Raw genomic sequence first — 17,287 nt, 5'->3', positions numbered from 1 at the left:
CAATAAGCCGTGATGAAACAACAAGAGGATAAATGTCTATTTGCGTTTTATGGCTTCTATAGCATAAAGTGTTTTTGTCGTCCAAGTAAAAATTTTTAAATTTTCTATCGATTTTCGCCTTAGTGCTATAGTCATGATTAATTGTTTCAACTATAATAATAGTAATTTATGCTTGGTTATTATTTACTTATTTACATAGAACAAGAAAAAATGAATAGCAAAGGCAAATTTATTGAGAAAAGTGCTGATGCTACTGCTATAAATGCATTTAGTTTATTCGGCGGTTCAATAAATTAAATTTTTGTTTTCCAGCATCATTGAATACAAAGAGTAGATACAGTATTAACTAGGGGGAGGAAAACGTGTACTTAAAACGCATTAAAATAAACAATTTCAGAAAGTTTGGGCTTGGAAATAACGAAGTAGAACTTGTTGACGCACAAAGTTATTTAAAAAGGAAAGAAGCTAAAGATGTGAATATAGCTTCAACTACTACATTGATTGTAGGAAAGAATAATGTAGGAAAGACAACTATTATTCAAGCTATGAATAAATTAATTCATGGGGAAAATATTAATTCAAATGATTTTAATTTCTTCTATTTGAAAAAATTATTTTCCGAATATAAGATTGACAATTACAAAAATATACCAATTATAGAGTTTATTGTAACTATAGGGCTTGATAAGGGGAGAGATGACTATGTAACAAACATTATTCCATTTATGTTGTTAAAAGATATAGATGCTACAGAAATGAATATAATTGTGAGATATGAGTTAACTGATACAGAGCTGTTTATCAGTGCAGTGAAAAAGATCATTACTAAAAAATACAATGAATCCGTGAAATTTTCTAGAATTTTAGATGTAATTGATGATTCCCACTACACAGTCAATTATTATGATAAAAATATGAAAAAAGTTGAAAAGTTCCATCTTAAAGATTTAATAGATCTGGCGATGGTCAAAGCTAATAATGTGACGGGAGATAAATGTCTTTCAGATGCTTTTAATAAAATTATACAGTATCGGTATGAAGAATTATTTAAAGATGAAAAAGAGGCATTGGAGGATAAATTGGCCAAAATTAATAATAGCCTAACCAAAGATATTGAGAGAAAACATACAAAGCCAATAAATTCTTCTTTAAAAAGAGTCGTTTCAGGAGATATATTGCATGTTTTATTAAGTGCAGATTTGACGTTTCAAAAATTAATAAGAAACATGGTTAAATATGAGTATATTGAAAAAGGTAACCATATCCCGGAAAATCAGTTTGGTCTTGGCTATACTAATTTGATGATGATAATTGCAGATTTAATAGATTATATGGAAAAATATCCAGATAGTGCTTTTAACAGCCGAATAAACCTAATATGTATTGAAGAACCGGAAACTTATATGCATCCACAAATGCAAGAATTATTTATTAAGTATATCAATGATGCTATAGCAACATTACTGTCTTTTCGGAATAAGAATATTAATAGCCAATTAATTATTACCACACATTCTTCGCATATTCTGAATAGTAAAGTACATATAGGAGAAAGCTTCAATAATATCAACTACGTTACAGCTAAAGATAATTTCACCAAAGTGATCCCATTAAATGATATTTTAATTTCACCAAGTGGGACGACGAATGATAAAGATTTTAAATTTATAAAAAAACATATTAAGTTCAATTTCTCTGACTTATTTTTTGCGGATGCTGCAATATTAGTTGAAGGTATAAGTGAGTATAATTTGTTACCTTTTTATCTTAATCAGGACAGAAATTTGAAGCATAAATATATAACAATTTTGAATATAAACGGAGCTCATGGGTTAGTATACACTAATTTAATAAAAGCTCTTAAAATTCCAACTCTTATTATTACAGATTTGGATATTAAACGTGATGACGCCGAAAAAGAAAATTTCAAGCAAATAAGTAGTTTGAAGGGAAGGACAACCACCAATCAAACAATAAAAGCATTTAATAGTGGTATGGATAATATTGAAGACTTAGCAAATTATTTGCAGGATGAAAATATTTATGTGCTTTTTCAAAGAAAGACAGGATACTATTTTCCTACAAGTTTTGAAGAAGCATTTATAGCAAAGAATTTTGATAATGCTATTTTAAACGAGGTGTTAAAAAGAATAAAACCTGGAATTTATAATGAAATTTTGGGTAATTCGGTAAACTATCAATACAATAAAAAATATTCATATAAATGGCAGTCTAAGTTATCTAATGATAAAAGTAGATTCTCAAATGAAATATTGTACGAGATGATGACACAAGAAGATAATATTCCTACTTTACCTAATTATATCGAAAAGGGATTAAAATTTTTAAGTTTAGAATTGGGAAGCCGGTGATAGTAATGCTTAGTCAGATTTCTAGGGAAAATCAGCAAATAGAAAAAGCTACAATAGATAAAATATTTAGGAATATAGATGATAAAAAGTGTACCATTTTTAATGCTGGTGCAGGAGCAGGAAAGACATATGCATTAATACTAAGTTTAAAGTATGCCGTTAATACATATGGAAAAATGTTAAAAGAACACAATCGACAGATTATTTGTATTACATATACAAATGTCGCTACAGAAGAAATCAAGAAACGGTTAGGAAATACTAGCATTGTACGAATATCCACGATACATGAAAGAATATGGAATTTTATTCATGGATATCAAAAAGAACTCGTGGAATTGCATCTTGAAAACCTAATTAAACAAGTAGACGAATTAGTGGAACAGACTACAAACCAAAAAGAATTTGAATTGTATAGACAATTATCAAATGATGATAAATCAAATTTTTTTAATATTATGTTTGAAAATAAAGACACATATTATAAAAGTTATAATTTGGGCGCCAAGGATTTTAAGCAAGCATTATCAAGTATACTTGGAGTTTATGCTTCATTATTAAAAAATGTTGCTCATTTTAAGAAAATAGTTAACACGTTATTTAGAATTGGAAATTATAAAAAGTGTATTCAAAATATTCATGAGAGTAAACCTGGTTACAACGAAGTTTTATACAATGTTCTGTCTAATAGAGATCAACTGCATCGAATGAAAATTAGTCATGATACATTATTAGAATATGGGTATCAGATGATTAAAAAGTATGATCTTTTGAAAAGATTTCTTGTAGATAAATATCCATTCATGTTTATTGATGAGTATCAGGATACAAAGGAAATAGTTATTAGCGTTATGGATATGTTACAACAGTTTTCAGTGGATATTAAACATCCAATTTTTGTTGGATATTTTGGTGATTCTGTCCAGAATATTTATGAAGATGGTGTCGGAACAAATATAGGAAATTTTCATTCTGGCCTAGAAGTGGTGAACAAGGAATTTAATAGAAGATCGGCGCAAGAAATTGTTTACGTGGCCAATAAAATTAGAAATGATGAAATTGTACAAAGTTCAATATTTGAGGATTGTCAAGGGGGGAGCGTGGAATTTTATGTGGGAGATGAAAGAGATGCAACGGATTTTATTGAAAAAAATACTTTAAATGCAACAAAAGAAAATCCAGTACATTGCTTTATGTTAACCAATAAATCAGTTGCTCAATTTAGTGGGTTTGAAAATTTGTATTTGCTATTTTCAAGCACACAATACTATAAGACTTATTATCAGCAATTAAATACGGAATTGTTGAGTGATGATCCATCTAAGTTGGGAGAAATACCACTTCTGATTTTTAGAATAGTAAAATTTATAAATAAAGTCCGCAATGAGGAAACTTCTATTACAGATGTATTAACGTATTCAATATATGCAAATAATAATTTGTCGCAGGTAAAAGTATTGGTAGACTTGTTAAAAAGAATTGAAGGAACAACATTGTTAAATAATATTCAGTCTATATGTGGTTTTTATCAAAGTGAGGATAATTTAAGTTATAAAAAAGTCATTGATTCTCTGTTTGACATTGATGAGTCTTCAATAGTTGATATAAAGAGATACATGATTCAAAAATTATATCCGAATATGACTGAGGAGATAGAAGATGATGCAAGGAAAAATGTTGAAAATATTTTGAATTTAGAAATGAATGAATATACAAGATGGTATGATTATTTGACGGGGAATCATCTCGGGAATGTCGTATATCATACGTATCATAGAACAAAGGGACTAGAATTTGATAATGTGATAATTGTGTTAGGAAATTCGTTTGGCAAAGAAAGAAATTATTTTAATCTTTTCTTCAAAAACTATAAGGATAGCGGACATTTAATCGACGAAGATTTGAAAAAGTATGAACAGGCTAGAAACTTGTTATATGTTTCTGTTACACGTGCTGTTAAGAACTTGAAAATATTGTATATTGATGATGTATCAGGATTTTCAGATGTGGTTGAGAGTATTTTTGGTGAAATTCAAGTGTACAGTAGAGATAATTAGTGACAATAAAACGACAAGATATTACCTGTGAAACTGAGATGACATATAGAAGCAGTACATAAATTAACAAAAAAACAACTCAATCAAAAAAGAATTTGAGTCGTCATTTTTATCAACGCGATTCTGTTATTATAAAATACCTCAAGTTTTTCAGAGGACTTTATGCAATAGGTAATGTGTATTTATGTATATTGCTAATAGAAAAGCCCAATTCTGCCATGTTTTTGGGATTCTTTTCTGTCCTAAAACTAGTGGGATTTTATGTTCTGACTTTTTGTTAACTATATCTTCATAATTGAAAGTTTAGCTTGTTATATTAAATTGTTAAACTCATTTGAAGGTTCTTGCTCATTGCATCTTTAGTCCACTTTTGATAATCAGACTTAAAGCTAATTTCATCAGTATTTTTGTAACGTGAGAATTTAAAGCCTTCATATTGCGGAAGCCTTTTTCCACGAATATCAGCCATAATTGTACGTCCAATTGCTTCTCCTAGTTGTGTTGGAACAGCATTTCCAATTTGACGATATTGTTCAACAATTTTCCCACAAAAATGCCAATCATCAGGAAAACCTTGAATGCGTGAATACTCTTCTATTGAAAGTGGGCGCAGCTCGGTCGGATGAACTAGATCCGTGGCCTTCATTAGCGGATTGGTTAATAAAGTTGGCGATACTTTATTAAAATCCAACCGTCTAAAGAACCCGCTTTTTCCACCGCTACTATTGTAAGCGTTTCCCATTGCTTTTTTTTGGTCTTCAAGCGATAAGGAGCGCCAATTTCCGCCCTCTGGTATTTTTGTATACCAATCTTTACGACCTTTTGGAATATCAACGTAGTGGTGTATACCTTTTTGGATATCGCCGATCGCATCACGCAAGGTTCTCCATTTTGGAAGTCCGTACTCTCCATTTTCACTGTGTGTAGGTGTCAGATAAGGTAATTTTTCTGTGCCTAATTTTCCGAGCAAAATAATTCTTTCACGACCTTGTGGGGCACCAAAGTTAGCTGCGTTATATAATTGGAATGAGACTGCATAGCCCATTTTTTCAAAGCGATTTAATGTGTAATGAAGCACGCCACCTTTAACGGGTTTATCGTTAGTATCATCGAAAATAGCTTCAACAGAAAGTAATCCACGGACATTTTCTAGAATAAAATATTTCGGGCGTATTTCCTCAATCACGTCAATATATCGTATAAACGCTTCACCACGGATATCAGCAAAACCTTTTCGCTTGCCAGCAGTAGACATGGGCTGACAATTAGGACCACCTATGATAATATCAACTGGATATCCCATAGGTAGATTGGCATACTCATAGATACGCTCGGGTGTTGCGTCCCAAATGTCACCAATTAAACCAATATCAGAATCATTTGCCAAAATGCTTGATCGTGCGTCTTTGTTTATTTCGCATGCCAAAATAGGTTTAACGCATGTTTTTGAAAAACCATAATCAAGTCCTTGAGCTCCTGAAAAAAAGCTTAGTGCCACTATTTCAGGAATTTCATGTGAAGGACGAATTTTATCATCAGGATTCACCAAAAATTCCCCAGAGTTAATGTAGTCCTTATAGTTGTCTTCTTTAGTCACCCATGATTTCCCTACTTGCTCAGATTTGATTTTGCCATCACGCATGAGTTTACGTGCATATTGTTCTGATACTTTTAGCTTATATGCAACTTTTGTGGCAGATAACAGAATCCCGTCCATGGACACGTCTCCTTTCTTTTGCGAAACAATCTGTAGTCCTATTATAACAAAAAATACTCACTTATCAAGATCCGAAGGGAACGTTTGTTCTTTTTTTGGCGCTGATACTTTTCAAATTAAAGTCCTAAATAGTCACTCCGGATCTTGTTTACGTACTCTGATCCCAGTGTCTCAAAGACTTCTAGCAACTCATTATACGTGTTTTCATTTTGACCCACCATATTCCAAAATGCTGCTCCAATTAGCACGCTACTGGCTTTCTGCATATCGAATAACTTAGAAGGGACACTCCATGAATAAGGATTTCCTTCTCCATCAGGATTAAAAGGCAACGCAAAAAAGGCATGGCCGTTTTCTTTTGCTGCTTCAATGCAGAGCATGTCTCGCTTTGCAATTTGAGTTTGATCTAAATTTGGTTTAACTGTTTTCAATGAATAATATTCTTCTGAACCATCCAGACGTTTTATGTACAAGTCAAAAAGAGTTGGTATTTCAATTCTTTGACGCGTGCGTAATGATTTAATTTCAATAACTTCATCTTTCCAAACAGGAGAACCTTTAGTACGGTTTCTACGTTGATCTTCAATCAATTCATCAATACGAGTATTTTGAAATTGATTGATTGTTACGGTTTCTTGGTGTTGATTTTGTGCTTCTGCGCCACTGCCGATTGCAATTTCATATGCTACTTGTTCATACACACCTTGGCCAAATGATGTTACAAATGAACGCTCAAATGTACTAGATTTCCATATTTCATCAGGAACTAATCGGGATCCAAACGGATTAGTCTCACGTAACTTTTCCATGTGTTCTGGTAATGCGGCAATTTTTCGTTCTATTATGCCATCCATTTTCACACGGATACGATGTCGAATCCGCTCTTTTGTATCTTCGTTCATGCTATAACCTCACTTTCTTTTTTATATGCTAATCTTAGCAGAGTTAAAGAGTTTAAAATATCTTTATCCGTTAGAAGAGTTATATTTAATCATTTTTTGATTATGCTTCTTTCTCGAACGTCGCAGGAAGAATAGTTAGATAGCAGCGCGCCGTAAAAAATAATCTCAAATCTATTCAAAAGTGTGTCTTGTTATTTTATTTTATCATGTCATCAACTAAACCTTATTTAAACCTGTTTAAGTGTCTTTAACTCATTCAAAATACCGCTAAATCAATGTTCTGAATCCGTTGAATACAAAAGAGTGGTAAAAGGCTAACACAAATCGAATTGAGCAAGCCTATTTGATAGTGTTTATTGTGCCTAACAAACGGTAAAACTGCTTAAAATTAAATAGTTCCCTGCCAACACCCCTGCCAGAATTGATGATCTGGCAGGGGTGTTTTTATTATCATGAAGCTGTATTTTGACACTGATAACAAATTATATTTTCCTCTTCTCGATTGTTGATTGTTTATAAAAAGGAGTCCGGTAATTTATAGTAAGTAGGGTATAACTGTAATAGGGGTAATTGTCCTATAAGTAAAGCACGAGGAGGAGAAGTCATGACGCAGTATTTGGTTGCTATTCACCACCCCGACGACTACGATCCTTCCATCGCAGAGGATGAAGCAATGCACCGAGAAATCGATGCGCTCAACGACGAGATGAAGGCCGCTGGTGTCAGGGTTTTTGTGGGCGGCCTGCACCCGGTAAGCAGTGCGAAGTCGCTGCGGGCACAGTCCGATGGTGAGGTGCTTATCACCGACGGGCCGTACCTGAAGACCAAGGAGCACGTTGGTGGTTTATGGGTGCTGGAATGCGCTGACCTGGACGAGGCGTTGACGTGGGGGCGCAAAGCCGCCGTCGCCTGTCGGGTGCCGGTCGAGGTGCGCCCGTTTCACTGACGGAGGCATGGAGATGACCGAGTTTTGATTGACGAAGCATTTGGAAGAATAGAATCGACCGCAGCGGCCGGTTCTTTTTTTACCGCTAATCACTGTCGGTTTTAAATTTTCTCAAGATTTCAGGTACTGCTAAGTGGTTGCGGGCGCAGTTGTTGATAAACCACACAATTGCATTCGTCCGTTTAACTTTTTTATCGGGCACATAAACAGTATCGCTTTTTGACATGATTTAGGGGTATTATATATCCATAAATTGAAGAAGATAAAGCCAATTCAATGTTGAGGTTTGACTGCCGAAACGGCGCGCGAAATGTAGATTCCTGTTGTTGGATAATAGAGTGATAAAAGGAGAAATGGAAATGTCCTATATCGTTGATTATAAAAATGTGTCTAAGATTGGATTAGAATCTTCACCCGTAGCAGAAGCGCTTGCTGGTTTACGTGCAAATGAGGCTCGTTACTTTATGAACAAATACAAGCATGAATTTACGGTTGTACCAGCCAACGAAAGCCAGGAGACTCTTGATTATGTGAACCGAATTTTGAAAGAACGTGATCTTGAATTTGCGGCCAAGCCTCTCGAAACATCGCGTTTTCAAGTGGAAAATATCAAATTTGCCTACGTCTTTTTTGAGGATGGACTTGAGGTCAACGTTATGTATACGGTTGATAACCCTAAGAAGCGGGCTGTTGGTTTTAAGCTTTCTGAAGGGATGGAGGTACCCAAGGAGTTAGAAGGGAAGTTTAAGTTTGCTCGGCAGAAGTCTAAACTAGCTGGAACAATTCGGGGTTCATATTTTGTAATTAAAGGAGAATATTAAAATAAGCAAAGCATAAGTGAGGGATTCAGCCATTTTTCGCACTAGATCATTTTTTTAATGCTCAGCGCCGCTGCATGGCTTTTTTGTTAACTTTGCAACCGTGTTAACGCTAGCGCTGCCTGCGAGAAATCAAGGATATTCATTTTTGCATGAATCCATTGCATGCCTCCTCCTCAATGCATGTCACTTATGCTAAGCATGAAAACGTATTTTTGGCAGCTGCTGTGCTATATTCATAGGGAGGAAATGTAATCGAGGAGGCATATGAATGGTTAGGAGTAAAGTCGGTAAAAGTCAAGTCGAGACAGCACCACTTGGACTAGGTACAAACAAAGTCGGCGGACACAATTTGTTTCCCAATTTATCGGAGTCAGATGGTCTGGAGACAGTTCGCGCTGCTCTTGAATCGGGAATTCAGCTGCTTGATACGGCGTTCATGTATGGAAAAGGACGCTCTGAGGAATTAATCGGCGAAGTCATTGCCGATTTTCCAAGGGATCAAGTGATTATTGCTGACAAAGCGGCGCATGATTTCTCTAGCGGCGAAATGGTATTGAATAATGAACCGCAATTTCTAAAAAAGTCGGTGGATGATGCACTAAAGCGATTGAAGACAGATTATATCGATATTTTTTATATTCATTTTCCTGATGAAAAGACGCCAAAAAGTGAGGCGGTCGGTGCTCTTCAAGAACTGCGAGAGGCAGGGAAAATACGGGCGATCGGTATTTCTAATTTCACGCTTGAGCAGGTTAAGGAAGCGAATCAGAATGGCTTTGTTGATGTTGTCGAGAATTACTACAGCCTGATTCATCGTGATGAAGAAGAAAAGTTGATTCCGTATTTGAAAGACGCGCACATTTCTTTTGTCCCGTACTTCCCGCTTGAATCCGGTCTTCTTACCGGCAAGTACACGAAAGATTCAACGTTTGCTGAAAATGATCGCCGCAGCAAAAGTGAGAAATTCACGGGCAAATCGTTCCAAAACACGATGGCGGCGGTTGACACACTCCGCCCGATTGCACGTCAGCATAATGTTGATGTGCTTCAGATTGTACTGGCGTGGTATTTGGCTAATCCTGATTTGACTGCAGTGATTCCCGGGGCACGGAATGCCGGTCAGATTCCGGGAATTGTGCAATCTGCTGAAGTCAAACTTTCAAAAGACGAATACGATCTCATCAACCGAAACTTTTTGTCGGTGTGATTGTGAGTATCTCGAAACGACATCGGAAATCCCAAAAAGCGCCTGAGCGGCGCTTTTTTTTATCCTCCAAGAGGGTAAGAACGGAAGGATCTTTTCATTTTTAATTCGGTAAATGGTCAGAAGAACATCATGAACAGAACACCTCGCGTTTGGTATTGAGCTTACCACTTAGCTATTTTTTTGCGAATCACATGCCGCAGTTCATCCGGCATTTTCACAACCTCTAGCTCGTCTCCTAGAAACAATAACCACTCAGCATACGATGTTAATTTTTCCGTATCGTGTACATCAATAAAATCTGAAAATCTTGCTGTTTGTTGAAAAGCATCTAAATAGTGCAAACTAAGTGCTTGCAGGTGCATTTGTTTGAACTTATTAATTGCTTTTGCACCTAAGTTGATCATTAAATTAGGTTCAGGATGGCTAGCTTTTAGTTGCGCAGTGAGTTGTTGTTGTGGCATCGGTGCCTGATGATCTATATGCACAGCTTCAATGTGGTCAACTCGAAATGTTCGTTGCTCTTTATGCAAAAAATCAAAAGTTGCTGCGTACCAATTTGCATTGTGTCTGAAAAAATTTAATAGGTACACACGCCGCATGCTCTTTTGATAATCAAAGATAAGATAGCGACTCTTTAATGCGAGTTCAAGGAGTGTATTAAGCATTGGTGTGGCGAAATCGTTTAGTTCCAACAAGTCAGGATTGTTGGGATTGGTGTTCTCAAAGTGTAGCAAGCGTTTTAACTCCACTAATTCGTCTTGTTGACCGGTTGAGGCAATGGCCAATAGTTTTTCACTTAATGATTTACGATTTTGTAAATAGGGTAATTGTTGATTAGCTGTTCCTAAAAAAGCGATAAACAACGCTTTGAGCTCATTGTTGGTAAATTGCACAGCCGGCAATAATTGGTTTGTCATGATTGAATAGCCACCATCACGGCCAACTTCAGCCACGAGTGGCATCCCTAATGCTTCAATATCGTGCACATCACGAATCGCTGTTGAGCGCGAAATGGAGAACTCACGCATCAATTCGCTGATGGTAAAGAATTGGCGGTTATTCATATAACGCATCATTGTATTTAAACGTTCAGTTCTTTTCATTTCTTTTGAATTTCCTTTTAAATGGTATCGTTTTTTGACATGATTAAGTTTTACACTAAGTATATCAAATTACAGGAGGCACAAACCATGTCAGAGTACACCATTCAAACAAAAGAAGCATTCACCATTTTAGCTTATGGCACAAGGCTGCCGGATGACTATGCACAAATTCCCGCCGCAAAAGCGGAATGGTGGCAAACGATAATCAATGACGGTCGTTGGGATCAGTTAAGGCGTTTGGCTGATAACGACCTAGAATTTGCGATCAATGAAGCTGTTAATAATGAAATGTGGTATTACTCCGGCGTTCAAAGTAGCGCTGAACTGCCTGATAGCGATTATTCCCGTGCGGTTCAATTTCCCGCCGGTGAATATCTAGTCATTGCCGGTTCATCCGACAATGCAGGACAATTGTTTAGTCAATTAGAAGGCGCTGCCTTTGGGGAAGTCTTGCCTAACGCAACTGACTTTGCTTATGTTGGCGGTCCAAACACATCGGTGAAAACAAGTGAAACTGATGGAAAAATCAACGGCGAGATTTGGATTCCAATCGTTAGAAAATGAGCTAAAATGTGAACCTAGTATCGCGTTTTTATAGACTTTAGTCCGTTGAGAAAGTGAACATTAAAACTGTAAACTGCCCCCCAGATGTTGGACAATAAATCTAACTTCTGGGGGATTTTTTTATAACTAAATTCCATGGATGTTAAGTTTAGTGTTATTGAAGACTATAGTCAGAAATCAATTAGATATTATGAACAAGACTAATAGAAAAAGTCGTGACCGTTAAAAACAGAAGACCATAGACAATCACTTGTTTTCGTCCCAATTTATCCGATAGTGGGCCGAATATTAAGAAGCCAAGCGCATAAGAGATCGCGAAAATACTGCTTGCCCAGAAAGCTGTGCTTGTTGACACATGTAATTCTTGAGAAAAATCCTTAATAATCGGAATCATTGTATATACATTAGAAATTACAAATACTGCGCAAAAAGCGAATAGCCAAGCAATAAAAGAAAACTTCCACTCAGGAATTGTTCGGTTAAATTCATTTTCAGATTCTATCATTCTACTTTGGCTATTTGGCAAAGGGTATTCCTCACTTTTATAGTATGAATCCTACCCCACCCTTCGTCAGGATTCTTTACGAACACACGCACAGTTCGTCCCTGTTAATGGAAAAATTTAATATTGAAATATAACATAGGATGAAATCACATTTCTTTAAGTACTCAATCTATTTCTTTGGATGGATGCTTTTATAGCTCCCCTTCTTTGGGGATTACTCGCTTTTTATAACAAGCCATTTCCGATTTTTAAGTACTGGAAAGAATTTCTCGTATCCGGATTTTATGGTGTATTCGCTTTTTCAACATTAAATTATTTGGGCTTACAATCCATTAGTGCATCACAAGCAGGGATGATTTCAGCAGGTATTCCCATTACCATCTTAATCTTTACCCCAATTTTTCTTAAAGAAAAAATTAAATTAAAAGCATGGGTTGGAGCTATCATTTCGATCATTGGCGTTATTCTGCTGATTCAAGGCAAACAGACCGCTTCTTCTGAAGGATCAATTCTTGGTGAAATTGAAATTCTTATATCGTGTGTAGCTTGGGGAATGTACACAGTTTTTGGAAAAAAGTATGTCAAAAGGATTGATCCGCTAACCTTAACTGCTGGAGCTGCTTTTTACGGAACACTTTTAAGTGCCATTAGCTGCATCGGAACTGTTGATCCAAGTTCCATTCATATGTCTCCAAATGCATGGCTTGGTATTGCTTATGTGAGTACCTTCGCTTCAGTCATCGCTTTTGTTTTATGGAATGCTGGTGTAAAAATCGTTGGTGCAGGACAAGCCGCTCCATATATTAATTTGCTTCCAGTTTGGACTGTTTTATTAGGTGTCCTTTTATTAAAAGAACAAATATCTGGAATCACTTTAGTGGGAGGAATAATTACCATTATTGGAGCTGTTCTAGCCAGCGGTAAGAATAATGCGGTGAAAATACAACAAAAAGTTAACTTTTAGTAGAAGGCCTGCATTGAAAATAATACATCTATTGGTGGGGTGGCATATCATTCAATTGAAAGCCAGTCATAAGTTCAAACGAAAATACTGTTATTTTAAATCGATATGAGCAATCATTTTGAAAAGGATATAGAGAAGTATTTTTTATTTTATCTGAACAGCCCCCTGAATTGGATTTTGACTATCCAACTTTAGGGGGCTGTTCATTGAGGGGAGTTTTGATTCATCAATGATATCGAATACCTATTTGCTAAAAAGCGCAAGAACTTCCTCACTCATACGCACTTTTTCGGAAAGATATAGGAAATGCAGTGTTCATGTTCTTCCTTAGTCGATACAGTCATCGCATCCTCGACAAAGATTTGCTCATAACCACGCACATACGCTTCCCGTGCCGTTGTATCAACGCCAATTCCCGTTGAAATGCCGCATAATACAATCGTCTCAATGCACTGCGACGCAGTTGCAAGTCAAAGTCGGTACCATAAAATGTGCCTCATTGACTTTTGGCTATTAGATAACCGCTCTGAAAAGCATCGAGCTCAGGCACATAATGATCCCATCCGTCAGGAAACCCAGACACGGACTTCGCCCCCATCAACGGGGGAGAAAAATCAACATTGAGCTTTAACAGAGTTAAACGGATAAAAGATAAAGTTGAATCTTGGGGTGTTAAGGATGACTGAACGTTTTCAGATCACGGAATTAATGCGGGAAGAAGGGATATGTTTCTATAGCATTATCAGCTCTATTATTTAGTTGGTGACAATTTTACAACATCATTAGTCACGTCATGAAAATTGCCATTTTGCTCAACCCATGTTTATTTGCGAAATGGGCGAAAGAAAGCTCTAATTTCCCTGGCTAGCAACTCGGGTTCTTCAAATGCAGCAAAGTGACCTCCCCTTGGCAGTTCCGTCCAACGTTGCACGTTATATGTGCGTTCAACCCACTCGCGTGGTGGACGATTCACAGGTTCCACAGTCAAGGTTGCTCCAGTTGGTACCTCTATGCGCCGAAACATTTGAGTGTTTTTTGGACTATGCTGGTGATCGTAGTACAAGTGAATTGAGGAATTAATGGTTTCGGTTATCCAATAGATTGTCAAATTTGTTAACAGTTCATCTTTACTGAAACGTCTTTCTATCTCACCATTACAATCGCTCCAGGACCTGAATTTCTCAATAATCCAAGCTGCAAGGCCAGTAGGTGAGTCATTGAGACCATAAGCGAGCGTCTGAGGGCGAGTGGACTGCTGGTGCTCATATGCTCCATCTTCTTTTTCCCACAATTTGAGTTTTGATACATACTGTTGTTCCGCTTCTGTCAGGGGGGCTGTCTTTTGGTTAAGAATCGGACTGGCAAATGCGAGAATGTGAATGCCAATCATATTTTCGGGATGAAAACGCCCGAGGTTTGTCGCTACACCTGCTCCAATATCTCCTCCGTGAGCTCCGAAATGACGATAACCCAGAATGTCAACCATGAGTTTTGTCCAGAGGTCGGATATGTCTTTCAGTGTCATTTTCCGATAATTAGGATTCTGTGAAAACCCATATCCTGGAAGCGATGGAACGACTACATCAAAGGCATCTGTTGCATCGCCACCATGTGAAGCGGGATCAGTCAGCAGGGGAATAATCTTCGTCATTTCAAAAAATGAACTGGGCCATCCATGAGTGAGGATCAAGGGCATGGGCTTTGGACCAACGCCGCACTCATGGATAAAGTGTATCTTTAATCCATCAATTCTTGCTTTAAATTGCTGAAATCCGTTCAGGTATTTTTCTTGATCTCGCCAATTGAAATCCTGGATCCAATAAGAAACGAGCTGCCGTAAATAACCAATGTTGGTGCCGTCATTCCAATTTGCTTCTTTAGGAGCATCCGGCCATCTCGTCTGTATTAGCCGCCTCTTTAGATCATCTAGAACAGACTGAGTGACATCAATATGAAAGGGTGTAGCTCGCACGACTTTCCCTCCTTGACTCATCAGGTGTAACCCTCTAAAATATATTTTAATGGTTTCATTGTAATGATGATTAATGTGATTTGTCAATGATTGATGCACTGATTTTGGAAGGAAGAATGGTCATCATGATTGGTAAAAATTTTGAATTAATTGCAGGAGCTGCATGTTTGAATTTCACGAATACCCTAGGTGGAGCTCGGGGCAAGACAAATGAAACCGAGTATCTTAAAAATTATCAAGATCTATTGAACTGGAACCTCTTAGCAGGTTTATTAAGCGCGAAGCAGGCTGAGTCTCTAGAGTTAAAATCGAAAGATCATCAGTCCGAAGCAAATAAAGTTTTAGAAAAAGCGAAGGAATTAAGAGAATCGATTTACCATATTTTTTCTGCTATCGCTTCTGGGCAGATACCGCCAAATTCAGATCTTGTGGTAATGAATAGAGAGCTCGAACATGGGCTTCATCACCAGCGAATTGTTTGGACATTATCAGGTTATAAATGGGGGTGGGAAGAACCAACCGAATTAGATTCACTTCTCGCTCCTATCGCGCGCTCAGCAGCAGACTTAATCACTTCTGCTGATTTAACACATGTTAGAGAGTGCGCCAGTCCTTCTTGCAGCTGGCTCTTTATGGATGAAACCAGAAATAAAAGCCGTCGGTGGTGCAACATGAAGACTTGTGGGAACAGGAATAAACTTAAACGTTTTCGTTCCCGACATGTACGTAATGAGTAAGAGAGGCATCGCTAAGAAGAGTTACCATTGCAACTTTGATGGAGATTTTTTTCGACCGAAACTTCTTGGCTGTGTGATTGTTTCGAAATATCATCGGAAATCAAAAAAGGCGCCTGAGCGGCGCTTTTTGAGCAACAGGGTTTGTCACATTTTTGAATGGTAGGATAATTAAAAAAAGATTTTTAGTTTTTCGCTCTGTAGATATACATTAATGCCTGTTATTGATGATGATATCGTTTCCATCCTGCAGGCCCGATTAAACAAGATTACATATCGGCACATCTAAACAAGTAAAATAAAACCTATATCGCTCCGGCGATGAATAAAGAAGACACCAATCAGTACCCGCGGCAAGCCAATGAGTTTCATTCGTTCAACGGAAAACTGGCCGACACCACTTAACTATCCTCAAATCCCCCGGCATATGAAGTTCTTCGCAACGATTTCATATCCTGGAGAGGAGGTAGACCAAAGAGTCTCCGATACTCCCGATTGAACTGTGACGGACTTTCATAGCCTACTGTCAAAGCGGCTGTCGTTGCCCCCATGGGACCACTCAACATGAGACGCCTCGCTTCCAGAAGTCGAAGCTGCTTCTGGTACTGCAAGGGTCCCATTGTTGTGACGGCTTTGAATTTATGATGCAGCCCAGAGATACTCATGTTGCAGGATTTGGCGAGCTCCTCAATGGTGAAAGAGCGTGCGTAGTTTTCTTTGACCCAATGAATGGCCTTTCCGACTCCGTCCGCTCTTTGATCAAAGAGCGCCTTTTGCAAAAATAAGTGCCCAAAATCTCCTGACAGCAAGTTGAAAATCATTTCCCTTTTGATCAACTCGGAAAGAAATCGAACGTTTTTAGACTTATCAACAAGCGTCAGCAACCGGAAAAATATGTCCAGCAGCGCGGCATCTGATTTTCCAATGAAGGCACCGGCACCCCGGTTTTTCTCCTTTGGCTCCGTGCTGATTTCCGCCTCCATGGCCACAGAAGCTATTTCTTGAGTCGTAAAATCGACACGTAAACCGATATACGGCGATTCTTCCGTAGCGTCGATGACTTGGGCGGCAGCCGGTATATCGATGAGTGACGTCAAATAATCGCCCGCCGAGTAATGAAAAATTTCTTGACCAAGGTAAAACTTCTTAGTCCCTCGAAGGATCAGGCAAAAAGAAGGTGTCAACACCCCCTGACTTTTCGGCGTTTCACGACTGCTCCTGACAATCGTAAGAAACGGAACTATTGTTGGCGTCCGTCCGTCTGCTGAGGTAATCCGATCCGTCATGGCAATGAGTTGATCCAATGCTTTCTTATGAATAGAAACACTCTTTCCAAAGTTAGCTTGTTTACCCACTCTTTGTTCCGGCATGAATTCCATTCCACCCTTCTATTTTTAATTTACATAGATTTGCAGCTTTAGGC

The 17,287-nt window shown here is 37.6% G+C and carries 15 protein-coding genes; 8 read left to right on the top strand and 7 right to left on the bottom strand.

Annotation, left to right across the window (positions count from 1 at the left end):
• The first annotated feature begins 362 nt into the window (after positions 1-362).
• Positions 363-2,372, top strand: a complete 2,010-nt coding sequence (locus P343_RS33335) for an ATP-dependent nuclease (RefSeq protein WP_023511248.1) — start codon at positions 363-365, stop codon at positions 2,370-2,372.
• Positions 2,373-2,377: 5 nt separating this feature from the next.
• A complete protein-coding gene (locus P343_RS33330; RefSeq protein WP_023511247.1) occupies positions 2,378-4,429 on the top strand; it encodes a UvrD-helicase domain-containing protein in 2,052 nt (683 codons plus the stop codon).
• 316 nt (positions 4,430-4,745) lie between these two features.
• On the opposite strand, the gene dcm is transcribed toward P343_RS33330, so the two are convergent.
• Both dcm and P343_RS33320 read right to left on the bottom strand, forming a co-directional pair.
• The gene (dcm, locus tag P343_RS33325) at positions 4,746-6,146 is read right to left on the bottom strand and encodes a DNA cytosine methyltransferase (protein ID WP_023511246.1); all 1,401 of its coding nucleotides are present in this window, start codon (positions 6,144-6,146) and stop codon (positions 4,746-4,748) included.
• 116 nt (positions 6,147-6,262) lie between these two features.
• Positions 6,263-7,048 carry a TdeIII family type II restriction endonuclease gene (locus P343_RS33320; RefSeq protein WP_023511245.1) on the bottom strand — a complete coding sequence of 262 codons (786 nt, stop codon included), beginning with the start codon at positions 7,046-7,048 and terminating at the stop codon, positions 6,263-6,265.
• A 604-nt stretch (positions 7,049-7,652) separates the two neighbouring features.
• On the opposite strand from P343_RS33320, the gene P343_RS33315 reads away from it, so the two are divergent.
• The 3 genes from P343_RS33315 (at position 7,653) to P343_RS33305 (ending at position 10,022) form a co-directional block, all read left to right on the top strand.
• On the top strand, positions 7,653-7,994 hold the full coding sequence (locus P343_RS33315; RefSeq protein WP_023511244.1) for a YciI family protein: 342 nt from the start codon (positions 7,653-7,655) through the stop codon (positions 7,992-7,994).
• A 359-nt stretch (positions 7,995-8,353) separates the two neighbouring features.
• Positions 8,354-8,815 carry a hypothetical protein gene (locus tag P343_RS33310; protein ID WP_023511243.1) on the top strand — a complete coding sequence of 154 codons (462 nt, stop codon included), beginning with the start codon at positions 8,354-8,356 and terminating at the stop codon, positions 8,813-8,815.
• A gap of 268 nt (positions 8,816-9,083) precedes the next feature.
• Positions 9,084-10,022 carry an aldo/keto reductase gene (locus P343_RS33305; RefSeq protein WP_023511242.1) on the top strand — a complete coding sequence of 313 codons (939 nt, stop codon included), beginning with the start codon at positions 9,084-9,086 and terminating at the stop codon, positions 10,020-10,022.
• A 161-nt stretch (positions 10,023-10,183) separates the two neighbouring features.
• On the opposite strand, the gene P343_RS33300 is transcribed toward P343_RS33305, so the two are convergent.
• A complete protein-coding gene (locus P343_RS33300; protein ID WP_023511241.1) occupies positions 10,184-11,125 on the bottom strand; it encodes a helix-turn-helix transcriptional regulator in 942 nt (313 codons plus the stop codon).
• A gap of 87 nt (positions 11,126-11,212) precedes the next feature.
• Between P343_RS33300 and P343_RS33295 the strand changes: the two genes are divergently transcribed.
• On the top strand, positions 11,213-11,689 hold the full coding sequence (locus P343_RS33295) for a GyrI-like domain-containing protein (RefSeq protein ID WP_023511240.1): 477 nt from the start codon (positions 11,213-11,215) through the stop codon (positions 11,687-11,689).
• A 181-nt stretch (positions 11,690-11,870) separates the two neighbouring features.
• Here the strand turns inward: P343_RS33295 and P343_RS33290 are convergent, their stop codons facing one another.
• Complete coding sequence (locus P343_RS33290) at positions 11,871-12,215, bottom strand: MFS transporter (RefSeq protein ID WP_031264178.1); 345 nt, start codon at positions 12,213-12,215, stop codon at positions 11,871-11,873.
• A gap of 160 nt (positions 12,216-12,375) precedes the next feature.
• On the opposite strand from P343_RS33290, the gene P343_RS33285 reads away from it, so the two are divergent.
• A complete protein-coding gene (locus tag P343_RS33285; protein WP_023511238.1) occupies positions 12,376-13,158 on the top strand; it encodes a DMT family transporter in 783 nt (260 codons plus the stop codon).
• A gap of 275 nt (positions 13,159-13,433) precedes the next feature.
• Here the strand turns inward: P343_RS33285 and P343_RS37530 are convergent, their stop codons facing one another.
• Complete coding sequence (locus P343_RS37530) at positions 13,434-13,571, bottom strand: isochorismatase family protein (protein WP_236620367.1); 138 nt, start codon at positions 13,569-13,571, stop codon at positions 13,434-13,436.
• 410 nt (positions 13,572-13,981) lie between these two features.
• Positions 13,982-15,130, bottom strand: coding sequence for an epoxide hydrolase family protein (locus P343_RS33280; RefSeq protein ID WP_023511237.1), 1,149 nt, complete (start codon positions 15,128-15,130; stop codon positions 13,982-13,984).
• An 86-nt stretch (positions 15,131-15,216) separates the two neighbouring features.
• Here P343_RS33280 and P343_RS33275 point away from each other — a divergent pair, with 86 nt between their 5' ends.
• A complete protein-coding gene (locus tag P343_RS33275) occupies positions 15,217-15,867 on the top strand; it encodes a CGNR zinc finger domain-containing protein (RefSeq protein ID WP_023511236.1) in 651 nt (216 codons plus the stop codon).
• Positions 15,868-16,265: 398 nt separating this feature from the next.
• On the opposite strand, the gene P343_RS33270 is transcribed toward P343_RS33275, so the two are convergent.
• Positions 16,266-17,234, bottom strand: a complete 969-nt coding sequence (locus P343_RS33270; protein WP_031264176.1) for an AraC family transcriptional regulator — start codon at positions 17,232-17,234, stop codon at positions 16,266-16,268.
• Positions 17,235-17,287: the final 53 nt, after the last annotated feature.

The sequence above is a fragment of the Sporolactobacillus laevolacticus DSM 442 genome, assembly GCF_000497245.1.
GTDB classification, from domain to species: domain Bacteria; phylum Bacillota; class Bacilli; order Bacillales; family Sporolactobacillaceae; genus Sporolactobacillus; species Sporolactobacillus laevolacticus.
The sequence above is the reverse complement of the archived record's forward strand: the minus strand, read 5'-3'. Positions and strand labels throughout refer to the sequence as shown.